The sequence below is a fragment of the Sphingobacterium sp. UBA1498 genome (genome assembly GCF_002325125.1).
Classification (GTDB): domain Bacteria; phylum Bacteroidota; class Bacteroidia; order Sphingobacteriales; family Sphingobacteriaceae; genus Sphingobacterium.
Map to the genome: position 1 here is coordinate 229,070 of NZ_DCRG01000021.1, position 21,530 is coordinate 250,599.

20 protein-coding genes are annotated in these 21,530 nt (G+C 40.0%); 12 read left to right on the top strand and 8 right to left on the bottom strand.

What is annotated here, in order from left to right:
* Positions 1-2 precede the first annotated feature (2 nt).
* From B3139_RS12235 to B3139_RS12245, 3 genes are all read right to left on the bottom strand, one after another.
* Positions 3-1,280, bottom strand: coding sequence for an adenylosuccinate synthase (locus tag B3139_RS12235; protein WP_209580692.1), 1,278 nt, complete (start codon positions 1,278-1,280; stop codon positions 3-5).
* A 127-nt stretch (positions 1,281-1,407) separates the two neighbouring features.
* Positions 1,408-1,899 (bottom strand): Fur family transcriptional regulator, encoded by a 492-nt coding sequence (locus B3139_RS12240; RefSeq protein ID WP_209580691.1) that lies wholly within the window; start codon positions 1,897-1,899, stop codon positions 1,408-1,410.
* Positions 1,900-2,007: 108 nt separating this feature from the next.
* Complete coding sequence (locus B3139_RS12245) at positions 2,008-4,227, bottom strand: RelA/SpoT family protein (protein WP_293883469.1); 2,220 nt, start codon at positions 4,225-4,227, stop codon at positions 2,008-2,010.
* Between the two features lie 151 nt (positions 4,228-4,378).
* Here B3139_RS12245 and B3139_RS12250 point away from each other — a divergent pair, with 151 nt between their 5' ends.
* The 3 genes from B3139_RS12250 (at position 4,379) to bshB1 (ending at position 6,379) form a co-directional block, all read left to right on the top strand.
* On the top strand, positions 4,379-5,011 hold the full coding sequence (locus B3139_RS12250; RefSeq protein WP_293883471.1) for a DUF4294 domain-containing protein: 633 nt from the start codon (positions 4,379-4,381) through the stop codon (positions 5,009-5,011).
* 19 nt (positions 5,012-5,030) lie between these two features.
* Positions 5,031-5,522 (top strand): glutathione peroxidase, encoded by a 492-nt coding sequence (locus tag B3139_RS12255; protein WP_209580686.1) that lies wholly within the window; start codon positions 5,031-5,033, stop codon positions 5,520-5,522.
* A gap of 125 nt (positions 5,523-5,647) precedes the next feature.
* Entirely contained in the window at positions 5,648-6,379 is a 732-nt protein-coding gene (bshB1, locus tag B3139_RS12260) for a bacillithiol biosynthesis deacetylase BshB1 (RefSeq protein WP_293883473.1), read from the top strand.
* Positions 6,380-6,484: 105 nt separating this feature from the next.
* On the opposite strand, the gene B3139_RS12265 is transcribed toward bshB1, so the two are convergent.
* The 4 genes from B3139_RS12265 to B3139_RS12280 are packed head-to-tail and all read right to left on the bottom strand — an operon-like array spanning position 6,485 to position 9,962.
* The gene (locus B3139_RS12265) at positions 6,485-7,294 is read right to left on the bottom strand and encodes a phosphate ABC transporter ATP-binding protein (protein ID WP_209580682.1); all 810 of its coding nucleotides are present in this window, start codon (positions 7,292-7,294) and stop codon (positions 6,485-6,487) included.
* Positions 7,252-8,103 (bottom strand): PstA family ABC transporter permease, encoded by an 852-nt coding sequence (locus tag B3139_RS12270; RefSeq protein WP_293883476.1) that lies wholly within the window; start codon positions 8,101-8,103, stop codon positions 7,252-7,254. Before B3139_RS12270 ends, B3139_RS12265 begins: the two co-directional genes overlap by 43 nt.
* Positions 8,096-8,992 (bottom strand): phosphate ABC transporter permease subunit PstC, encoded by an 897-nt coding sequence (gene pstC, locus B3139_RS12275; RefSeq protein ID WP_293883478.1) that lies wholly within the window; start codon positions 8,990-8,992, stop codon positions 8,096-8,098. The genes B3139_RS12270 and pstC overlap by 8 nt, the downstream gene beginning before the upstream one ends.
* 1 nt (position 8,993) lies before the next feature.
* Entirely contained in the window at positions 8,994-9,962 is a 969-nt protein-coding gene (locus tag B3139_RS12280) for a PstS family phosphate ABC transporter substrate-binding protein (RefSeq protein ID WP_293883480.1), read from the bottom strand.
* Positions 9,963-10,110: 148 nt separating this feature from the next.
* On the opposite strand from B3139_RS12280, the gene B3139_RS12285 reads away from it, so the two are divergent.
* The 9 genes from B3139_RS12285 to B3139_RS12325 all read left to right on the top strand — a co-directional run bounded on the left by B3139_RS12285 (position 10,111) and on the right by B3139_RS12325 (position 19,031).
* Positions 10,111-12,216 carry a HEPN domain-containing protein gene (locus B3139_RS12285; protein ID WP_293883482.1) on the top strand — a complete coding sequence of 702 codons (2,106 nt, stop codon included), beginning with the start codon at positions 10,111-10,113 and terminating at the stop codon, positions 12,214-12,216.
* A gap of 12 nt (positions 12,217-12,228) precedes the next feature.
* The gene (gene cobA / locus B3139_RS12290; RefSeq protein ID WP_293883484.1) at positions 12,229-12,987 is read left to right on the top strand and encodes a uroporphyrinogen-III C-methyltransferase; all 759 of its coding nucleotides are present in this window, start codon (positions 12,229-12,231) and stop codon (positions 12,985-12,987) included.
* 2 nt (positions 12,988-12,989) lie between these two features.
* Positions 12,990-13,568, top strand: a complete 579-nt coding sequence (locus tag B3139_RS12295) for a precorrin-2 dehydrogenase/sirohydrochlorin ferrochelatase family protein (protein WP_293883486.1) — start codon at positions 12,990-12,992, stop codon at positions 13,566-13,568.
* Positions 13,558-14,259 carry a phosphoadenylyl-sulfate reductase gene (locus B3139_RS12300; RefSeq protein ID WP_293883488.1) on the top strand — a complete coding sequence of 234 codons (702 nt, stop codon included), beginning with the start codon at positions 13,558-13,560 and terminating at the stop codon, positions 14,257-14,259. Before B3139_RS12295 ends, B3139_RS12300 begins: the two co-directional genes overlap by 11 nt.
* A 54-nt stretch (positions 14,260-14,313) precedes the next feature.
* Positions 14,314-15,204, top strand: a complete 891-nt coding sequence (gene cysD, locus B3139_RS12305; protein WP_293883490.1) for a sulfate adenylyltransferase subunit CysD — start codon at positions 14,314-14,316, stop codon at positions 15,202-15,204.
* A gap of 35 nt (positions 15,205-15,239) precedes the next feature.
* Positions 15,240-16,484 carry a sulfate adenylyltransferase subunit 1 gene (locus B3139_RS12310; protein WP_209580669.1) on the top strand — a complete coding sequence of 415 codons (1,245 nt, stop codon included), beginning with the start codon at positions 15,240-15,242 and terminating at the stop codon, positions 16,482-16,484.
* 521 nt (positions 16,485-17,005) lie between these two features.
* Positions 17,006-18,337 (top strand): NADP-specific glutamate dehydrogenase, encoded by a 1,332-nt coding sequence (gene gdhA, locus B3139_RS12315; RefSeq protein WP_293883493.1) that lies wholly within the window; start codon positions 17,006-17,008, stop codon positions 18,335-18,337.
* A 102-nt stretch (positions 18,338-18,439) separates the two neighbouring features.
* Positions 18,440-18,685, top strand: a complete 246-nt coding sequence (locus tag B3139_RS12320) for a hypothetical protein (protein ID WP_293883495.1) — start codon at positions 18,440-18,442, stop codon at positions 18,683-18,685.
* Between the two features lie 10 nt (positions 18,686-18,695).
* The gene (locus B3139_RS12325) at positions 18,696-19,031 is read left to right on the top strand and encodes a hypothetical protein (protein ID WP_293883497.1); all 336 of its coding nucleotides are present in this window, start codon (positions 18,696-18,698) and stop codon (positions 19,029-19,031) included.
* Positions 19,032-19,148: 117 nt separating this feature from the next.
* Here the strand turns inward: B3139_RS12325 and B3139_RS12330 are convergent, their stop codons facing one another.
* Entirely contained in the window at positions 19,149-21,518 is a 2,370-nt protein-coding gene (locus B3139_RS12330; RefSeq protein WP_293883674.1) for an endonuclease MutS2, read from the bottom strand.
* Between the last annotated feature and the right edge of the window lie 12 nt (positions 21,519-21,530).

Genomic DNA, 21,530 nt, shown 5'->3' on the forward strand with positions numbered 1-21,530 from the left:
GTTTATTTCGATAAAGCTAATGTTTGTTTACGATCAGGGCCTACCGATAGGATTGTAATAGGCACTTCAAGAGCTTTCTCTAAATAAGAAATATAATTTTTTAATGCTTCAGGTATTTCCTGTTCAGATGTAATACCGGTCAAATCTTGTTTCCAGCCGTCAATTTCTTCCAAAATAGGCTCCGCTTGATGTGTGATAATTTCATAAGGCATATAATCAATCACTTCACCGTTATATTTGTAGTGCGTACAGGCGTAGATTTTATCGAAAGTATCTAATACATCAGCCTTCATCATAATCAGGTCTGTAACGCCATTCAACATAATCGCATACTTCAAAGCTGGAATATCAATCCAACCAGTACGACGGGCACGGCCTGTAGTCGCTCCAAATTCATGCCCCAGTTGACGTAATTTCTCACCAGTCTCATCATGAAGTTCAGTAGGGAAGGGACCGCCACCCACACGAGTAGCATAGGCTTTAAAGATACCGTATACTTTACCAATTTTATTTGGCGCAATACCAAGTCCTGTACAAGCTCCTGCTGTAGTGGTGTTAGAGGAAGTAACAAAAGGGTAAGAACCGAAATCAACATCCAAAAGTGTGCCTTGCGCTCCCTCAGCCAACACGCGTTTACCTTCTTTCAAATATTGATTCACCAAATGTTCTGAATCCACATGTGGAATTGACTTAATGAATTCGATAGCATCTAAAAATGCTTTCTCTTTCTCACTAAAATCTGGTATATCACCATAATGTGAAAGAATATTAAGATGTTTTTCTTTCAACTTCTGGTAACGCTCCTGAAAATCTGGAAGCGTTGTATCACCTACACGTAAACCGTTTCTACCGGTTTTATCCATATAAGTTGGCCCAATACCTTTTAGCGTAGATCCAATTTTACCTGCACCCATATTTGATTCTGAGGCAGCATCCAATAATTGGTGTGTCGGCAGAATAAGGTGTGCTTTGCGCGCTAAAACCAAATTGCCTTTACCCACCGGATCAAAACCAGCTGTCTTTAGATTGTCTAACTCTCTTTTTAAGATAATCGGATCGATAACGACACCATTACCTATAAGATTTAGTGTACCTTCATTGAAGATACCAGATGGAATTGTGTTGAGTACGAATTTCTTGTTATCGAATTCCAACGTGTGTCCGGCGTTAGGGCCGCCTTGGAAACGAGCGATCAAATCGTATTTCGGACAAAATACGTCTACGATTTTACCTTTACCCTCGTCACCCCATTGTAAGCCCAAAAGCACATCAACTTGCATAGCTTTTAAAGTATAGTAATTAAATGTTATTAATAAAAATAGACCCTATTTAAAAATAAAATGTTCAGGAATTTTTCTCCTGAACATTCCTGAACAAATGTACTATTATATTTAAGAAAATATAAGATTAATTTGAAATAGCTGTGTGCACTACAGCCTCTTCTTTTTTGTTCTTAAGTTGACAGTCTTGACACACGCCATACAAATTGAGCGAGTGGTGCTTAATGTCAAATTTTAAAAGATCTCCCATCAGACTCTGAATTTGGTTGATACGGGGATCACAAAACTCAACCACCTTATTGCACTCAATGCAGATCACATGATCGTGCTGTTTGAAACCATAAGATTTTTCAAATTGCGCCATGTTCCGGCCAAACTGGTGCTTTGTAACCAGATCGCAAGACACCAAAAGTTCTAGGGTATTATAAACTGTAGCACGACTGACACGGTATTTTTTGTTCTTCATATGGATATATAAAGACTCTACATCAAAATGGTCGGTACGTGAATAAATCTCTTCCAAGATCGCATAGCGCTCTGGTGTTTTTCTTAGATTTTTGTTCTCTAAGTAGGCCTCGAAGATTTTTTTTACAGTTGCAAAATTTTCAGCTTGATTCATAGTAAAAATATTCTTGTACAAATTTACCAATTAGGATTGATATTTCCGCTATTAAAAATAGGGGCAAGGTAGCCGCTTAAAAGCGATTTTGAATCCAAATGCTAAAGACTAGCTTTCCGATTCATACCGATTAACACCTGTTATTCCTCTAACTTGCTTTAAATTTCTCATTAAACTTTCAAGTTGAGCAGTATCATTCACATACACCATAATATTACCATCAAAAATGCCATCATTACTTGAAATCGACAATGATCGGATATTGACCGTAAATTCTTGGGAAATCACAGTTGTTAGTTTATTTACCAATCCAACATCATCGATACCAACAATATGCAAACCAGTCAAAAATGCAGAATCCTTTGTGGAGGCCCATCGCGCTTTTAAAATTCTGTAGCCATAATTTGCCATCAATTTTGAAGCATTTGGACAGCTCGTACGGTGAATCTTTATTCCGTCATTAACCGTTAAAAATCCAAAGATATCATCACCGGGAATAGGGTTGCAACACGGTGCTAAAGTATAATCGACTTTCTGCATATCATCACCAATCAAAATCGTATCGAACTCCTTCTTATTGATCTTTTCGACTAATCCGCCGATATGTGCGTTAAATTGATTTCCAGAAGAGCTATTTGTATTGACCTCAACGGCCTTTTCATGCGCAACATACTCGCGTAATTGCCTCATATCGACTATTCCCTTGGCCACATTGTAGAACAGATCTTGTGAACTGGGATACTTGAGAAAATTGGCAATTTTGTTAATATTCTCCGTGTTATACGTCACTTTGAGTGATTTTAACTTTCGTTCCAATATCTCTTTTCCATCTTCCGCAACTCTTCTCTTTTCTTCTTTTAATGAAGACCTAATTTTGGATTTGGCTTTTGCAGTTACGACAAAATTTAACCAATCCTCCTTAGGAGATTGCTTGCTCGATGTAATAATCTCGACCTGATCCCCATTTTGTAGAATATGACTCAAAGGAACCAGCTTGTGGTTTACTTTAGCGCCAATACAGCTTGCCCCAATATCTGAGTGAATTTCAAATGCAAAATCTAAAGCCGTGGCATTGTTGGGTAGTTGTATCAATGTTCCTTTCGGAGTGAAGATAAAAATCTCATCCGAGAACAGATTCATTTTAAAATCATCCACAAAATCCATTGCATTCTGATCTGGGCTGCTTAATACATCGCGTACCTTTTTGATCCATTGATCCAAACCGGAATCAGAATTTGATTCTTTGTACTTCCAATGTGCTGCAAACCCCTTTTCGGCAATTTCATTCATTCGTTTAGTACGAATCTGAACTTCCACCCACTGCCCTCGAGGCCCCATGACGGTGGTATGCAATGACTCATAACCATTTCCTTTCGGCGAGGAAATCCAATCCCTAAGCCGGTCGGGATTAGGACGATACAAATCGGTGACGATCGAGTAGACCTTCCAGCACTCCGTCTTTTCCTTCTCATCTACAGCATCGATAACAATACGTATAGCAAACAGGTCATAAACTTCTTCAAAAGGAATCGATTTTTTCCGCATCTTATTCCATATGGAATGAATTGATTTGGGGCGGCCAAATACCGAAGCTTTGATTCCCTGTTCCTCCAATATCTCTTTGATGGGATCGATAAAATCACCTATAAACCGCTCACGCTCCGCTTTTTTCTCATTGAGTTTTCGTGCGATAAATTTATAAGTATCCGGATCGGTATATTTCATCGAGAGATCTTCCAACTCAGATTTTATTGCGTAAAGCCCCAAACGATGGGCTAATGGCGCATAAAGGTAACTCGTTTCCGAAGCAATCTTCAGCTGCTTATCCCGAGCCATAAATTCCATCGTGCGCATATTGTGCAGCCTATCCGCTAATTTGATAAGAATGACACGAACATCGTCTGCAAGCGTGAGCAGCATTTTTCTAAAATTCTCCGCCTGCATGGAACTATTTGGATCAAAAATTCCCGAAATTTTAGTCAGTCCATCGATAATCCGACGAACTTTTTTACCAAACATTTCTTCAATTTCATCCAATGTTACATTGGTATCTTCAACTACATCGTGGAGCAACGCGCATACTATAGATGTTGTCCCTAAACCAATCTCTTCGGCGGCAATCTGGGCAACAGCAATTGGGTGATAGATATAAGGCTCTCCTGATTTGCGTCGCATTTCCTTATGGCTATCCAATGCTAAGTCAAATGCCTTCCGGATCTCCTGCTTGTCCCCACGCTGTAAAGTAGGTTTACAAGCGCGTAACAATGCTCGGTAACGTTTCCTTATCTCTTTGTTTTCTGCTTCAATATCAATCACATAATCTTTCATAAACGTTACTGGTAAATGATGTTTTTTGAGTAAATTTGTGTAATTTAGTTAATGTATTCTTGAACACTATTTTCAAGCTAACTTATTTTGTAATAAATCTACCAAAATATTATAGCATTGACAAATTAAAAAGCGTTATATAATTGCCCAGATGAAGACAATTTTGTTGTGTTTACTTTTTCTAACAGGGCCTTTGTCCAGCAGGGCACAGTCTCAGTCGCTTACGCTGCCTCTTTATGGAGAAGGAGCTCAGGAGACCGTAAACAGCTATCTGACAACAACATTGCCAAATGGAGAAGTGCTGCCGTGGTTTCCTATCCCAACGGTCACCGTTATAGCCAAAAGAACTTGGTCGAGTGAAGAAGCGCGCAGAGAATATCTTCGCTTTAGAAGAAATGTCCTAAAGGTTCTGCCTTATGCAATATATGCGCAAAAAAGATATGATCAACTGGATAGAGAACTTGCGTTGACGGCGGACAAAAAAGAACAAAAAGCCCTAGTGGAGAAATGTGAAAACGATGTCAAACAGATGTTTGATAGAGAAATCAAAAATATGACGGTTTCTCAAGGCAAAATACTCATTAAGTTGATCGATCGCTATACCGGACATACCGGCTACGAAATGGTAAAAGAAATGAAGGGCGGGCTTTCCGCATTTTTCTACCAAGGAGTTGCAAAAATATTTGGGCACAACTTAAAGTCGACTTATGACCCTAAAGAAGACTTTGCCATTGAAAATATTATTAGGGAATTCGAAAAGTCGAGAACACAGCCTGTTATGTGAACACTTAAACGAAAACCAGATGAAAACAGTATACGACTTCGATGCACTCCAGTTTAACGGTAAAAAAAGATCGCTAGCAGATTTTGAAGGGAAAGTACTGCTCATCGTCAATACCGCTAGTCAATGTCTATTGACCAGACAGTTTAAATCGCTCGAAAAACTCTATCAAAAGTACAAAGATCAAGGCTTCGAGATCTTGGCATTTCCAGCAAATAATTTTCGGAATCAGGAACCATTAACTGGTGGCACGCTAGAAACATTCTGCAGAATCAATCAACAGGTGAGTTTCCCTGTCTTTAAACGAAGCCATGTTATTGGTGAATATACATCCCCCCTGTACAGTTTTCTTTCCAATAAAGAGCAAAACGGAAATATCAACAGTAAACCTTTGTGGAATTTTCACAAATACCTGATAAATAGGAAAGGAGAAGTCATAGACTTCTATTATCCAATTACTTCGCCATTATCAAGTAAAATTTGCCGCAATATTGAACGTCTTTTACAAGAGTAATCTTTAAACTGCTTACCTTTGCAGCTGCTTCCTATAGCATATTCTAAATTGCCAAGACCACTCATCGGTTAAACGGAATGATTTACGATAAGAAGGGAAGTTAAATTAAATAGAGGATTATTTATATGCTAAAATTAGATCTACTTGTCATTGCTGTCCATCCGGATGATGCTGAACTAGGCGCCGGGGGTGTGATGGCAAAATATGTTGCTGAAGGAAAAAAAGTAGGAATTGTTGACTTGACTCAAGGTGAGCTTGGTACGCGCGGCACAGCAGAGACCCGATCTCAGGAGGCAAAAGATGCCGCAGAAATTTTAGGATTAACCGTTAGAGAGAATCTTGGACTGAGAGATGGTTTTTTTGAAAATGCCGAAATGGAAAAAATGGCGGTTATAAAAGCTATCCGGAAATATCAGCCGGAAATAGTCATTACAAACGCCATTACTGATCGCCACCCAGACCATGGAAGAGCTGGGCAAATGGTCAATGAAGCCTGTTTTCTCGCGGGCTTAAGGAGGGTGGAAACGCTCGACCAGGACAATCTTATTCAAGAAGCTTACCGCCCCCGATTGGTACTCCAATTTGTACAGGACTACTATATCAAACCTGATGTTGTCATTGATATAACGGATTATTATCCTATTAAAGAAAAATCTGTACTCGCCTATAAAACTCAATTTTATACCGGAGAAAATGTGAACCCGGATGAACCGCAGACCTATATTTCCAATCCCGATTTCATGGAATCAACAGCTGCGAGGGCACGCGAATTTGGACGCTATATCCAGGCGAAATATGCCGAAGGATTTACATCAAAGAAAATATTGGGAATAGATGATCTTTTTCAGCTAAAATAAGGATTTATAGTTACACTGATACTGTGGCAAAATAAAATGCGGGATCATTCATCTTTTAGTTAGAACGATCCCGCATCATTCATCCTGCTAATATATTCACTACATTTAGGAAATAAATCCTTTCACGTACTGTTTTGTAATTTCATTTTGGGGATTTAACAAAACCTGTTCTGTTGGCCCAAACTCAAGAACTTCACCATCATAGACAAAAAGTATATAGTCTGATACCCGTCGCGCCTGCCGTAGGATGTGCGTCACCAAGACGATAGTATAATCTTTCTTCAGCTCGATGAGTAGTTCTTCAATTTTAGCAGTCGACAATGGATCCAAAGCAGATGTGGATTCATCCCCAAGGATAATTTCAGGTTCTACAGCGAGACCTCTCGCCAAACAGAGCCTTTGCTGCTGGCCAATAGACAATCCACTAGCGGAGTGACTTAAACGATCCTTTACCTCGTCCCATAAAGCAACATTACGCAATTGAGTTTCGACAATCTTATCCAGCTCTTTCTTACTTCGGGTACCATGTATTCGTGGACCATAGGCGACATTATCGTAAATGGACATTGGCAATGGATAAGGTTTCTGTGAAAGCAACCCCATCTTCTTCCTGATATGCGTTACTTCGGCATTCTTACCATAGATATCCTCGCCGTTAACCAGAACGGAACCTGTTATTTCAACCCCCTTAGTATCGTCTACCAACCTATTTAGTGTTTTTAAAAGCGTTGTTTTCCCACATCCCGATGGTCCAATAATGGAAGTTACACTATTGTTTGGCAATGCAAGGTTGATATTTTTCAGTATATGACGTCCGTCAATATACACGTTAAGATCCTTAATTTCAATATGCGGATCTATCAAGGGATTTACTATCGGCGATTCTTTTGTTTCGATTGAAGGATATGAGTGCATACTACAATAATTAAGATAATGATTGTTAAAACTAAAGCTGAGGCATACGCCCGACCCTGTACTTCGGGGATAGGGCTACTTAATTGAAAAAATATAGATAAAGGTAATGTTGCCGCCGGCTCATCGATATATTTAGGGAGATTATCGCTAAAACCAGTAGTCAATAAAACTCCCGCCACGTCACCGATGGCACGACCAAAGGCTAGTAAAACAGCTGTAAGTAGGCCGGTACGAACACTTCTCAGCATCACCTTAGCCAATTCCCAGCGGGTGGTACCCAATGAAAGGGTAACGTTTTTCAGGTCTTCTGGAATGGTCTTGATCAACTCGTCCACAGTACGTACCACAATTGGAATAGTCAGTAGCGTTACTGTAATAATACCTCCCAATAGGGAAGCCCGAATACCCAAATAGACCATAATTCCGAAACCTACAGCACCATAGACAATCGAAGGAACGCCATACAATACATCGAACAGTAATTTCGAAAACTGTGTTATTTTGGAGTTCGTTCCCAAATAGATATTCAGATATAACGAAATCGGAATCCCGATCAGCGCAGACAGCGCAGTTGAAACACCAGCCAAGTACATCGAACCCAATATCGCATTCAAAATACCACCTTCCTTTCCGATGTAAAACCCACCTTTTGGTAACTGACTGACCATTTCCCAATTGAGATAGGGAAGTCCCTTATACAATATCGTGCCGACTATAAAAAACAGCGAAGCTGTTACCGTTATACCCGAAAGGTGCATAAAAACTTTCGCTACTTTTTCGCTCAGTAACCGTCTTCTGGTATTATCCATGCTGACCTCCTTCCAGTCGTCTTAATATGAGACGGGAAATTAAATTAAAAATAAATATGATCACAAATAAAAGCAGCGCTGAGAACATCAGAGCTGACTCATAAAGTGGGATTGACATCATCTCTCCGAAATTATTGGCAATTAACGCAGGGATAGGATACCCCGCATCAAATATCGAAGTCGGCACCTTTGCAACATTTCCACAGACCATTAATACCGCTATCGTTTCACCAAAAGCTCTGGATGTAGACAAAACGATGGCAGCAACAATGCCCGGTCTAGCTTTTTTGAGTATAACGTGTTTGATGGTATCCCATTTCGTTGCTCCCAAAGATAGTGAGGCAGCCTTCAGATCATAAGGAATGGTTTGAAGAACCTCCACCATAATGGAGATCATGATAGGGAAGATCATCACAGCCAATACAATGCCCCCAGCAAGCACTGAATATCCAGAGGTCACAACACCAAAAATCGGTGCAATGTACAGCTGAATCAGCGGCACGATAAACAACACACCCCAGACTCCATAAAGAACAGGTGGAATTGCAGCTAAGATATTGACCAATGGAAGCATCATGTTTTTCAACGCATCAGACGCATACTCTGTTAGGTACACAGCAGTTAATATGCACAATGGGATTGCAATTACTAGCGAGATCAAAGTAACAGCAAGCGTACCGGCTATAAATGGCAAAAAGCCAAAAGACCCTTTCATTGGTGACCACAGCTTGCCCGCTAACAGCTGAAAAATATCACTGTATTCAAATAAAGGAATTGATTTGACCGTCAAACCAACCGCTATAATTACCACTACTGAGAGTGATAGTAGCAACAGGAGTAAAGTGGTCCGCTTAACGAGGATATCTTTTACGAGACGAGTATTTAGCATGCTATAACTTATTAAGTTCTTCTTTTACCAGTGTTTCATTTAGTGGAACATAACCATTTTCAAGCAGCTGCGACTGTGCATTTTTCTGAAGCACAAAAGAAATAAACTCCTTCAAAAGAAGGGATTCGGTCTTGTTTCGCGTTACAAAGGTTAACTCCCTTGAAGGCGGAGCCGGATATTTGCCCGTGGCTACGGCCTCCGTTAATTCAGGTAGTGTACCGTAAAACTGTTCATTTTCATCGATACGTCCATTTTCATCAATATCTAAAGGAACAACAGCTATACGGTCAAAAACCTTGTTAGTTTTAAGATTGTAGACATAATTAATATTATTGAAACCGATACCATGTATATCGTCTTTAATCGCTTGAGCAATCCCAGGATCACCAAAAATTCCTATTCCTTGCAGATCCTCTTGCTTATTTCCCAAAAATTTAGCCCAGGTTTCAGCTGCCCCTGCAGCATCTGATCGTACATACACATGGATAGGATCCGCCGTAAAACGTGGATCAATTTCTTTCCACGTCTTGAACTTTTTATTCACAAAAATGTCCAACAGTTCTTCACGGCTCAAACCACGCCTCAAGATAGCAGGATAATTAGGGTTGGCTGGATTGATTGTACATATAACAGCATCTTTTGCCACAATAATTGGAACAGCTCCTTTTTTTACTTCCTGCTCATGCAGATCTCTCGACACCATCCCAATATCAACCATTCCAGTAAGGACATCGGCAATGCCCTTGCCGGCGCCACCGGCAGAAATATTAAATCGAACATTCGGATGTATTTTTTTAAAATCTTCGCTCCATACTACAGCCAAAGGGTATAGCGCAAAAGCCCCTGATAGCGAAATATTACCTTCAAAACCATGCTCTCTCGTATATCCATTCTTCACTTCAGGCGCACAGGAAGTCAATTTCAATATGATTAAAACGCTTAAAACAAGTACAATAAAACACTTTCTCATCGTTACACCTAATAGTCTACAGGTTTTGTATATTAAATTTTATAGGGCAAATATATATTAATTTGGTAGATATTATAGAATATTAAAAAAATATTTTTACATTTGACATCGAGAAAAGAATACCAAATCAATAGATTTTATTAGTTTTATGCAAAGCTTTCGTACAGAATTAGAAAACCCAGTCGTGGAAAAGGAGATTATCGAACTTGAGAAAAAAATTCGATTGTTCCACGAAGGCAAGATAGCAGACGAGAAATTTAGATCGTTGCGTTTAGCTCGGGGGGTATATGGACAACGACAACCTGGAGTACAAATGGTTCGTATAAAACTCCCATTTGGAAAAGTTACGTTCAAGCAATTGCTTAAAATTGCAGCAATATCAGATGAATATGCAAGCAGCAATTTGCACCTTACAACACGCCAAGATATACAGATACATTATGTAAGTTTAGATCGCACTCCCGAGCTTTGGGCAAAGTTAGCTGAAGATGACATAACATTACGGGAAGCATGTGGAAATACCGTGCGCAATGTCACAGCTTCGCCAAGTTCGGGCATCGATCCTAAAGAACCTTTTGATGTTTCACCGTATGCTCAGGCAACTTTTGAATATTTTTTGCGCAATCCCGTATGTGCGGAAATGGGCCGGAAATTCAAAATGTCATTTTCTGCTAGTGATGAAGATAGCGCGTTTTCCTATATTCATGACCTTGGTTTTATTCCAAAATTAAAATTTGTTGATGGTGTTGAAACACGTGGTTTCAAAGTGCTGTTGGGGGGCGGACTGGGTTCTCAGCCTTTCTTGGCATCTATGACAAATGAATTCCTGCCGGAAGATGAACTTATCCCTTATATAGAAGCCACGCTTCGTGTCTTTGATCGTTATGGCGAAAGAAATAATCGTAATAAAGCCCGTTTCAAATACCTTATTCAGAAATTGGGCTTAGAAGAAGTGCTCAATTTAATTGAAGCTGAAAAAATTGCAACAAAGGTAAAAACCTACCCAATCGACCGAAATAAGATTGAGCAACCTGCAGCGCCAAATGACGAGCAATTGTCATCCCTCGACCTGGATAGTGATTTAAATTATCAGGTTTGGAAAAACACCAATACCTTCGAACAGAAACAGAAAGGATACTACGGGGTGTATGTCCGCGTTTCCACTGGCGACATTGGTACGGATAAAGCCAGGGCATTCGTCGCTGGACTTAAAGATTTAATTGCAGACGATATCCGCATCACACAAAACCAAAGCTTATTATTAAAATATGCGACGGCAAAATCCCTACCGCATATCTATCAATTGCTTCAATCCTTAGATCTTGCCCAGGCAGGTTACGACAGTACAGCAGACGTAACAACATGTCCAGGTACCGACACCTGTAACCTTGGTATCTCGAATAGTACGGAAATGGCACGCGTGATCGAATCCTACATTGCAGAGTTCCATCAGGATTTCGTCTTTAATCGGGATCTAAAAATAAAGATTTCAGGCTGTATGAATTCCTGCGGACAACATGGTCTAGCGCATATTGGGTTCCATGGGAGTTCGGTAAAGGCGGAAGGTAAGGTCGTACCGGCTGCACAGGTAATGCTAGGAGGCGGCACCATCGGTAATGGTGAAGGTCGAGTTGCTGAACGTATCATTAAAGTACCTACTAAGCGCGTATTACATGTAGTTGAGTGGGTGCTAAATGATTACAAGAAAAATGCGGATGAAAACGAAAACTTTCACGCCTATTATGACAGACAAGGCAAAAATTACTTCTACAATCTCCTGAAACCGCTATCGGATCTTACCAACCTAGCTGCAGATGAATTTGTAGACTGGGGCCACGAAGAAACGTTCCAGACAGCTATCGGTGTAGGAGAGTGTGCGGGGGTCGTCATAGATTTGGTTGCTACCTTAATTTATGAGGCTGAAGAGAAATTGCAGTGGGCAAATGAAACATTTAAAGAGTCAAAATTCTCTGATGCGATTTACCACGCTTACAACGCCTTTGTACAGGCTGCTAAGGCGCTATTGTTGGATAAAGGAATCAGTGCCAGTACCCAAAACACGGTCATCAACGAATTCCAAATTCACTTTGTGGAAACAGGCGAATACAGTTTCGATAAAACTTTTCCAGAATTGGTACTACAGATCAGTAAAAATGAACCGAGCGACCACTTTGCAACAGGATACCTAAAAGAAGCTACAACGTTTATCAATGAGGTTTATCAACGTAAAAATTTAACACCGATACTGGTATAGGGAGGGAATAGAATGTCAATAAAAGCAAAAGTAACTTTAGTGGGAGCTGGACCAGGCGATCCGGAATTGATCAGCCTGAAAGGAATCAAAGCCATACAAAAAGCTGATGTCATCTTGTATGATGCGTTGGTAAATGATGAATTGCTGGACTATGCACAAACAGCATGTATCAAAATATATGTTGGAAAACGTGCTGAACAACTATCAACCTCGCAGGATGAAATAAATCGTCTATTGGTAGATTATGCGTTAAATTATGGACATGTTGTCCGCTTAAAAGGTGGCGATCCCTTTGTTTTCGGTCGTGGCGGGGAAGAAATTGACTATATCCAGCAATTTGGTATTGAAACAGCAGTTGTTCCCGGGATCTCATCTGCCATTGGACTAACTGGATTGCAGCAACTTCCGCTGACTTACCGTGGAATTAGTGATAGCTTCTGGGTCATAACGGGCTCAAAGTCAGACGGCTCTTTGTCATCGGATCTTTATTTGGCCGCGGAATCCAAAGCTACGGTAGTCATTTTGATGGGGTATGGTAAACTGGCTGAAATCGTAGCCATTTACCGCGAAAGAAATCTACATAGCTTACCTATCGCACTGATTCAAAACGGTTCGTTACCGAATGAAAAGGTTGTACTTGGCACGATAGACAATATTCTTGACGAATCGGTAGAGAAAAGAGTAGGAGTTCCTGCCATCATCGTAATCGGTGATGTTGTCGCTAAACACCGTTCATTTCATGAAATTAAAGAAAAAGCATTAGCATTGTAGTCATGAACCAACTCTTTCCCATATTCGTTAAACTTAATCAGATCCACACCCTGCTTGTCGGGGGAGGAAAAGTTGCACTGGAGAAATTTGAAGCTTTGGCGTCCAATGACAAAACATTGAATCTGACCATTGTAGCTATGGAAATTATCCCAGAATTTGCGGAGTTATTAAAAAAGTATCCGCAGATTGATCTACACGTTCGCCCGTTTGCCTCAGATGATATGATGAACAAACAGCTCGTCATTGCAGCAACCAACAATATGGAACTCAATGATCAACTCCGCAGTTTAACATCCGAACAGAATATATTGTTTAATGCAGCAGACAAACCTGAATTGTGTGACTTCTATCTCGGATCTATTGTAAAAAAGGGAAATCTGAAAATCGCCATTTCCACAAACGGGAAGTCACCAACGATAGCTAAGCGCCTCAAAGAGTTGCTAAATGACCTGTTACCGGAGGAAATAGACGAAACATTGTCACTCATGAGCACTTATCGGGATCAGCTCAAAGGGGATTTCGAATTTAAAGTAAAGAAGTTGAACGAGCATACAAAAGATATATTAGGTCATGAACGTTAAGGAACTCAAAGAAATTATTGGAGATAAAAAAGGAGTGGAGCTCCTGCAGACCGTGACTTCATTGTTTCCTAAGGAAGTCATTTTCTCAACCTCTTTCGGTATAGAAGATCAGATCATCACGGAGTGGATCGGTAAAAATAATCTGGATATTCAACTATTCACATTGGATACTGGCCGACTGTTTAAGGAAACCTATTCGTTATGGAGCCGTACACTGGAGCGTTATCCATTGCAGATTAAAACGTACAGTCCTAATAACACGTTATTGGAAGATTTTATCAGCAAGAAGGGTCCAAATTCATTTTATGAATCGGTAGAAAACCGCAAAGAGTGTTGTAGAATCAGAAAAATTGAGCCGCTGCAACGTGCAATCAGCGGAAAGAAAGTTTGGATAACAGGGATACGTTCGGACCAGTCTACCAATAGACATGACATGGACTTTATCGAATACGATGAGGTAAACCAAATTATCAAAATACATCCTTTGTTTGACTGGACTTTTGAAGAGGTAAAAAAGTACTGTAAGGAACACTATATCCCATACAATGTATTACACGACAAAGGTTTTCCGAGTATTGGTTGTCAGCCCTGTACCCGAGCGATACAAGAGGGAGAAGATTTCCGTGCCGGCCGATGGTGGTGGGAAGATCAAAGTAAAAAAGAATGCGGTTTGCACGCTGTTAAATCTTAACAAAACTACAGTTAAACCCAAATTCATTAATTTAAATTTTATTATTTTCAGAGAATGGACTATTTAGATCATTTAGAAGCGGAAGCAATATATATATTAAGGGAGGTAGCTGGCCAATTTGAAAAGCCTGCACTGTTATTTTCGGGTGGTAAAGACTCGATTACGCTTGTCCACCTAGCAAAAAAAGCGTTCAGACCAGGTAAATTTCCATTTCCATTGGTTCATATCGACACAGGGCACAATTTTCCCGAAACCATTACTTTCAGAGATTCATTGATTGAAGACATCGGGGAGAAGCTCATTGTCGGCTATGTTCAGGATAGTATTGACCAAGGAAAAGTGGTTGAGCAGAAAGGTAAAAATGCAAGCCGTAACGCTTTGCAGACTGTAACGTTACTCGATACGATTTCGAAGCATGGTTTTGATGCTTGCATCGGAGGGGCACGTAGAGATGAAGAGAAAGCGCGTGCTAAAGAACGTATCTTTTCTGTACGGGACGAGTTTGGCCAGTGGGATCCCAAAAGACAGCGACCCGAACTATGGAGCATTTTCAACGGCAAGATAAACAAAGGTGAAAATGTACGTGTTTTCCCAATTTCCAACTGGACCGAATTGGATGTTTGGAATTATATTAAGCGTGAGCAAATTGCCTTGCCATCTATCTATTTCAGTCATGAGCGGGAAGTCATTACGCGTAATGGGCAGTTGATGGCAGCGGCTCCATTTCTCAATATTGACGCCGATGAAATTATTCAGCGGAAATCTGTACGTTTCAGAACGGTTGGCGACATGACCTGTACTGCTGCAGTGGATTCAACCGCTACAGAACTGGACGATATTATCGCTGAGATCAAAGCATCAACCGTGAGTGAACGTGGAGCCCGTATGGATGATAAAGTATCTGAAGCTGCTATGGAAGAGCGTAAAAAACAAGGATACTTTTAACCCTATTTCAAATCAAATACCTGAGATTGACAACAATGAATATATTGAAATTTATTACAGCCGGTTCTGTAGATGATGGTAAAAGCACCCTAATCGGCCGATTATTATACGATACCAACTCGATTCTGGACGACCAACTGGAAGCGATACAACGTGCGAACCGCAAAAATGATGACGGTACGGTAGATCTGGCTATATTAACGGATGGACTTAAAGCCGAACGTGAGCAAGGAATTACCATTGATGTTGCTTATAAATACTTTCAAACAGATCACAGAAAGTATATTATAGCAGATGCTCCAGGACATATTCAATATACCAGGAATATGGTCACAGGCGCATCCAACTCAGATTTGATCATCATCTTGATCGACGCGAGAAAGGGTGTAATTGAACAGACAAAACGCCATTCTTTTATTGCTAAATTACTTGCAATGAAGCAAGTACTTGTCTGTGTCAATAAGATGGACATGGTTGATTACAGCGCAGCAATCTATGAGCAGATCAAAAGCGACTATTTGGCGTTGGCGGTAAACCTCGGGCTTAAAGATGTTGATTTTATACCAGTTTCAGCATTGAAGGGGGATAATATTGTCCATAAGTCTGAACGGATGCCTTGGTATATAGGTGAATCGCTGTTGAATTACCTCGAACACGTGGAAATACATGAAAATGAGGCGGCAAATTGGAGATTTCCTGTCCAGTGGGTTGTACGTCCGCAAACGGATGATTTACATGACTATAGGGGATATGCGGGACGGGTATTAGGAGAAGGATTAACGATTGGAGATCAAGTCATTGTTTATCCAGCAGAAACATATAGCACGGTTAAAGCGATTGAATTCAATGGACAGCAGCTTCAACGGGCTGAAAATGGCCAGTCGGTCATTATCCATCTCAGTGATGATGTAGACATCAGCCGTGGTGATACCATAGCAAGTGTTGAAAATCCACCAAAGTTCGAACGCAATATCCAGGCAAATGTATGCTGGTTTGACAATAAACCATTAGACACAGATCAAATATATCTTGTACAAAGTCACAGTAAATTGACCAAAATAAAGATCGTTGATGTGCTGTATAAGTTTGACATCAATACACAGGAAAAAGTGTACAATGAAATCATCAGGCTGAATGACATTGGACGAATCACAATTAAATCTGCTGAAAACCTCGTATTCGATTTACAGGAAGAAAACTCCGAGAATTCTCAGGCCATCGTTATTGATCCGAGGACAAATTTAACCGTAGGCGCCTTAATGATTCAAGCTGTCGATTAATATCGTATTCATCGCAAATATTCAACCTAAATATTTTTTTAAGGAACTCAGCTATTGCTGAGTTCCTTTTTGTTTTAGATAATCGCGAAAATGATAATGGACATCAGTAGCGAGCGGTTAAGACAACAAAAGGGGTAACTTAAAACTATCTATTTAACATAATATAAATTATAATTAATCAATATATAAGAATTACTATATTTAAGAATCGCAGCCTTGTATTAAAAAATTGCCAGAAATAAACGGTTATAATGAGATATTTAACATATTAGATACCAGAATTTCAGCTATTTTATCAAGAGTGAATTTTTTTCTTTCACATACCTGTAGATTCGAATAATATACGGCAAACGGACTGTTACACACACACTTCGCCAGAAATTCTATAATTACATATAAAAAATCAAAAAGTTAAATTTCATTAGAATAGATTATTATTTGTAAATAATTAACAAATATTGGTTATTCGTTAAAAAATACATAAATTAGTGCCAGCCAAAGGGAAATTTTACTAATTAAACATGTCAAAAAATTATAACGAGTTTATCTCGATCGTTGAGAAACGAAATCCAAATGAACCAGAATTCTTGCAAGCTGTAAAAGAAGTTACCGAGGACCTATTTCCTTATATTACAGAACACCATCCTGAATTTTTCGAACAAAAGATTCTTGAAAGGCTTACTGAACCCGAGCGTATTATATCTTTCCGGGTAACTTGGTTGGACGATAACCATCAAGTACAAGTTAATCGCGGATACCGTGTTCAAATGAACAGTGCTATTGGTCCTTACAAGGGCGGTCTTCGCTTCGCTCCTTCCGTAAACCAAAGCATCCTTAAATTTCTTGCTTTTGAACAGGTATTTAAAAATAGTTTGACCGGGTTGCCGATTGGCGGCGGCAAAGGCGGCTCCGATTTTGATCCCAAAGGAAAATCGGATAATGAGATCATGCGTTTTTGCCAGAGTTTCATGACCGAGCTTTATCGTCATATTGGCGCTGACACCGATGTTCCTGCCGGAGATATTGGTGTTGGAGGACGTGAAATAGGCTATTTATTCGGTCAATTTAAACGCTTGCAAAACAACTTTACTGGAGTTCTTACCGGTAAAGGTGAGTTGTGGGGCGGTTCTTATATACGTCCAGAGGCGACAGGTTATGGCTTATTGTATTTTGTTGACTGTATTTTCAAACATCAGGGAAAATCATTGAAAGGTAAAGTAGCGACTGTTTCTGGTGCAGGCAACGTAGCATTCTACGCGGTTGAAAAAGCATTACAGCTCGGTGCTAAAGTGATCACAGTATCAAACAGTTTAGGAACATTGTATGATCCGGATGGTTTTGATGCCGAAAAAATGGCCTTTGGAGTGACATTAGGAAGAAGTTTGGATCAATATCCATCCAAATACCCGAATGCCCAGTTCTTCCCGGGCCAAAAGCCTTGGCAATTTAAATGCGATATTGCATTACCTTGTGCAACGCAAAATGAATTGGATGAATCCGATGCCAAAATGCTTATGGCAAACGGATGTATCTGTGTAGCCGAAGGTGCTAATATGCCTTCCACAGCGGAAGCTATTAAAGTATTTCTAGATGCAAAGATCAGTTTCGCCCCAGGTAAGGCAGCGAATGCTGGTGGTGTTGCTGTGAGCGGTTTGGAAATGTCCCAAAACTCCATCCGTACACAATGGTGTACCGAAGAGGTTGACAATCGCTTAAAAACCATTATGGAGAGTATCCACGAAACCTGTTTAAAATATGGTAAGGGAAGTGAATTTGTAAATTACTTAAAAGGTGCCAATATTGGAGGCTTTATCAAAGTCGCAAACGCCATGAAAGCCCAAGGTATCGTCTAAAAAGCCTTTTTCTAATCATATCATAATCCTGAGCGCTCAAATGCATTGCATTTGGGCGTTTTTTTTATACTTTTATGCTAAATTTAAAAACAAGACATTTACATGAGACTAATAGCTGAACTCCCCCATCCTGATTGCAAGATTTCAATTTTTGGCATGAACCAAAAATTCATTATTAAGTTTGAGCAGGGTAATTTAGAGCAATCCTATAAAATTGCAGAAATGGATATCATCGGTGGTGTAAATGGTGTTTTTGATTTGCTTGATGAAGAATTTTTAAAAACTGTGATTGACCAATTCGCATTGATGCGCCAATCCTTTAATAATGCTTATAGTCGACACGAATAACAACAAGCTTATGTTGAATTACCTATATTTTGCAGCATTTTGGGCATGCCAGATTATCTCCTCTATCCTATTTAAGCTCGGGGGAATACATCCAAAATATAAATGGACAACATTGATTGTCGGAAATATTATTCTGCTTTCTGCAAGCTGGTTCCTGGTACAATTATTCAAAAATGTATCTCAGCCAATTGTTATAGCCCTATGCTCTGGTGGCACATTCTTGACCGTGCAATTAGCCATGGCACTGTATTTTAAAAGTCCGCTGACCTGGATGCAGGTACTGGGTATGTTTATCATTATCTCCGGTATGGTGCTGATAACCTTTGGTGGTAAAGAAACGATGTAGCCTCAATTTACAGGACGAAAGCTGCTGTTCGACGCCAGCTAAACGACCACATAAATTTTAAAAATTTAAACGAAAATTGGAGCTCTAATAACCTTTTGAGCTCCAGTTCATTTTTGTCTACAAATAAGCGTAGGTGATACCATCACCACCACGGTCTTGATGTTCGTCCTCAAAACGACTAACATGACTATATTTACGTAAATAATCACGGATAAATTTGCGTAAAATCCCGTCACCCTTTCCATGAATGATCTTTAGCGACGGATAACCGATCATCACCGCCCTATCCAGCACACGCTCCAACTCATGAAGCGCATCCTCCGTTCGCATACCCCTTAGATCAATTTCAGGTTTAAAGTCCGCCACCGAACCCGCAGCTGTTGACCTTGATAAACTTTTTGCAGATTTTTTTCCTTCCCGTCCCTCTAGCTTAATCACATTCTTCCGTTTTTGAACGGTACGCAGTTCCCCCATAGCCAGAATAAGATTATTTTTAGCAATTTCTACCACCTGTGCCTCGGCGCCATTATCCAAAATTTGTACCCAATCCCCGATCGCTATTTCTGCAGACTCCACAACGCGCTCTTTAATTGCAGGTTTTGTGACCTGTTGTTCTTTCGGTAGGACTGCCTGAAGAGCTTGATCTAGGTTGCTCCGCAATTCACGGGTTTTTTCTTTATCGGCTTTGGCAGATTTAATTTGAGCAACCGTATTTTCAATGAGTTTATTTGAATTCTTTATAATCTGTTGCGCTTCTTCTTTAGCCTTTTTCAGAATGACTCTTTTATTTTCTTCTAGATAGGTTTGAAGTTCCAGGTATTCTGCTTTGAGGGTCTCAAGTTCTTTCTCCCGCTTAATAATCGCTACTTTGGTATCAAACACCTCTTTCTTCTCTCTTTCGAGATCAATCAAAAGGTTGTCTACTTTCTTTTGCTCCACACCAATTTTACCTTTCGCAGACGCCAATATTTCCTTACCCAAGCCAATTTTTTGAGCAATTTCAAATGCATAGGAACTCCCCGGTTTGCCGATCTGAAGAATATACATTGGCTTCATTTCTCGATTGTCAAATAACATCGAAGCATTCTCTAAACCGGGCGAATTGCTCGCAAATACTTTGAGATTAGAATAGTGCGTCGTCACTACGCCTCTAATCTGCTTTTTATTGAGCGATTCCAATACTGCTTCAGCGATAGGTCCACCAAACAAAGGATCCGTACCAGTTCCAAACTCATCGATCAAAACCAGGGTACGGCCGTTGGCAAATTCCGTAAAATATTTCATCTTCGACAGATGCGCACTATAGGTACTTAAATCACTCTCTATCGATTGATCATCACCAATATCTGCAAATATCTGTTTAAAAACGCCAATTTTCGTCGTTGGGTCCGCAGGAATTAATAGCCCAGATTGCACCATGATCTGCAATAGGCCTACTGTTTTCATGCAGACAGATTTACCCCCTGCATTTGGTCCCGAAACAACAATAACACGCTGGACATTGTCAATTTGTATATTCAGCGGCACAACAGTATGATGGTGATTCAATAATAAAAGTGGATGCCTAGCATTGACCAAATTAATCTCCACTTCTTTGGACAATTCAGGCATTTCAGCCTCAATGTCCAAAGCAAAAAGTGCTTTTGCACGTACAAAATCTACTTTTGTCAGTAGTCCATGATAAGAAAGCAACAACGGAAGGTGCGGACGAACTTTATCGGTCAGTTCCACTAGGATACGAATAACTTCTCGTCGGCGTTCAAATTCTAAATCTCTAATTTTATTATTCAACTGAAAGACTTCTTCAGGCTCTATATAAGCCGTTTGACCTGTAGCAGATTCATCATGGATCAGACCTTTAAGCTTCCTTTTATTCTCGGCTAAGATGGGAATACAAAGCCTTCCATCGCGTATGGTAAGATTACCATCGGCGGTCCATCCACTATCCTGCGCACTTTTAAAGATACTGTTGATGCGCTTTAAAGCTTCTTGCTCAGCCTTTTGAATCTGTTGAGTGATCTCCAATAGCAATCGCGAAGCATTATTTTTGAGCTTTCCGCGCTCATCGATCACCATTTCGATATCGCGGATGATGCCTTTCTCTATCGGTAAATGTTCAAAGAGAATCTCAAGATTGGGATAAAGCCCCTCACGTTCATTAAAATAACGGATGATAGCGTAGACAGTCTTTAATGAAAGTAATACTTTAAAGAACTCCTCTTCTAGCAAAAAAGCTCCCTCTACCCGAGCTTTTTCGATAATGGACCGAAGTGGAAAAAAATTCTCGACAGGGAATGCACTGTCATTCACCAAAAGATCTTTAAACTCACTAGTCTGCCGTAAAAATCGATCAATCTGATCAAAACGGGTCTGTGGCTGAATTTTATCTACCAGATCCCTACCCGATTCGCTCAAGCATTTTTGTCTTATTTTATCTTTTATCTCGGAAAATCCGAGCTTATCTATAGCATTTATTGGATATACCATTGAAGTCATATT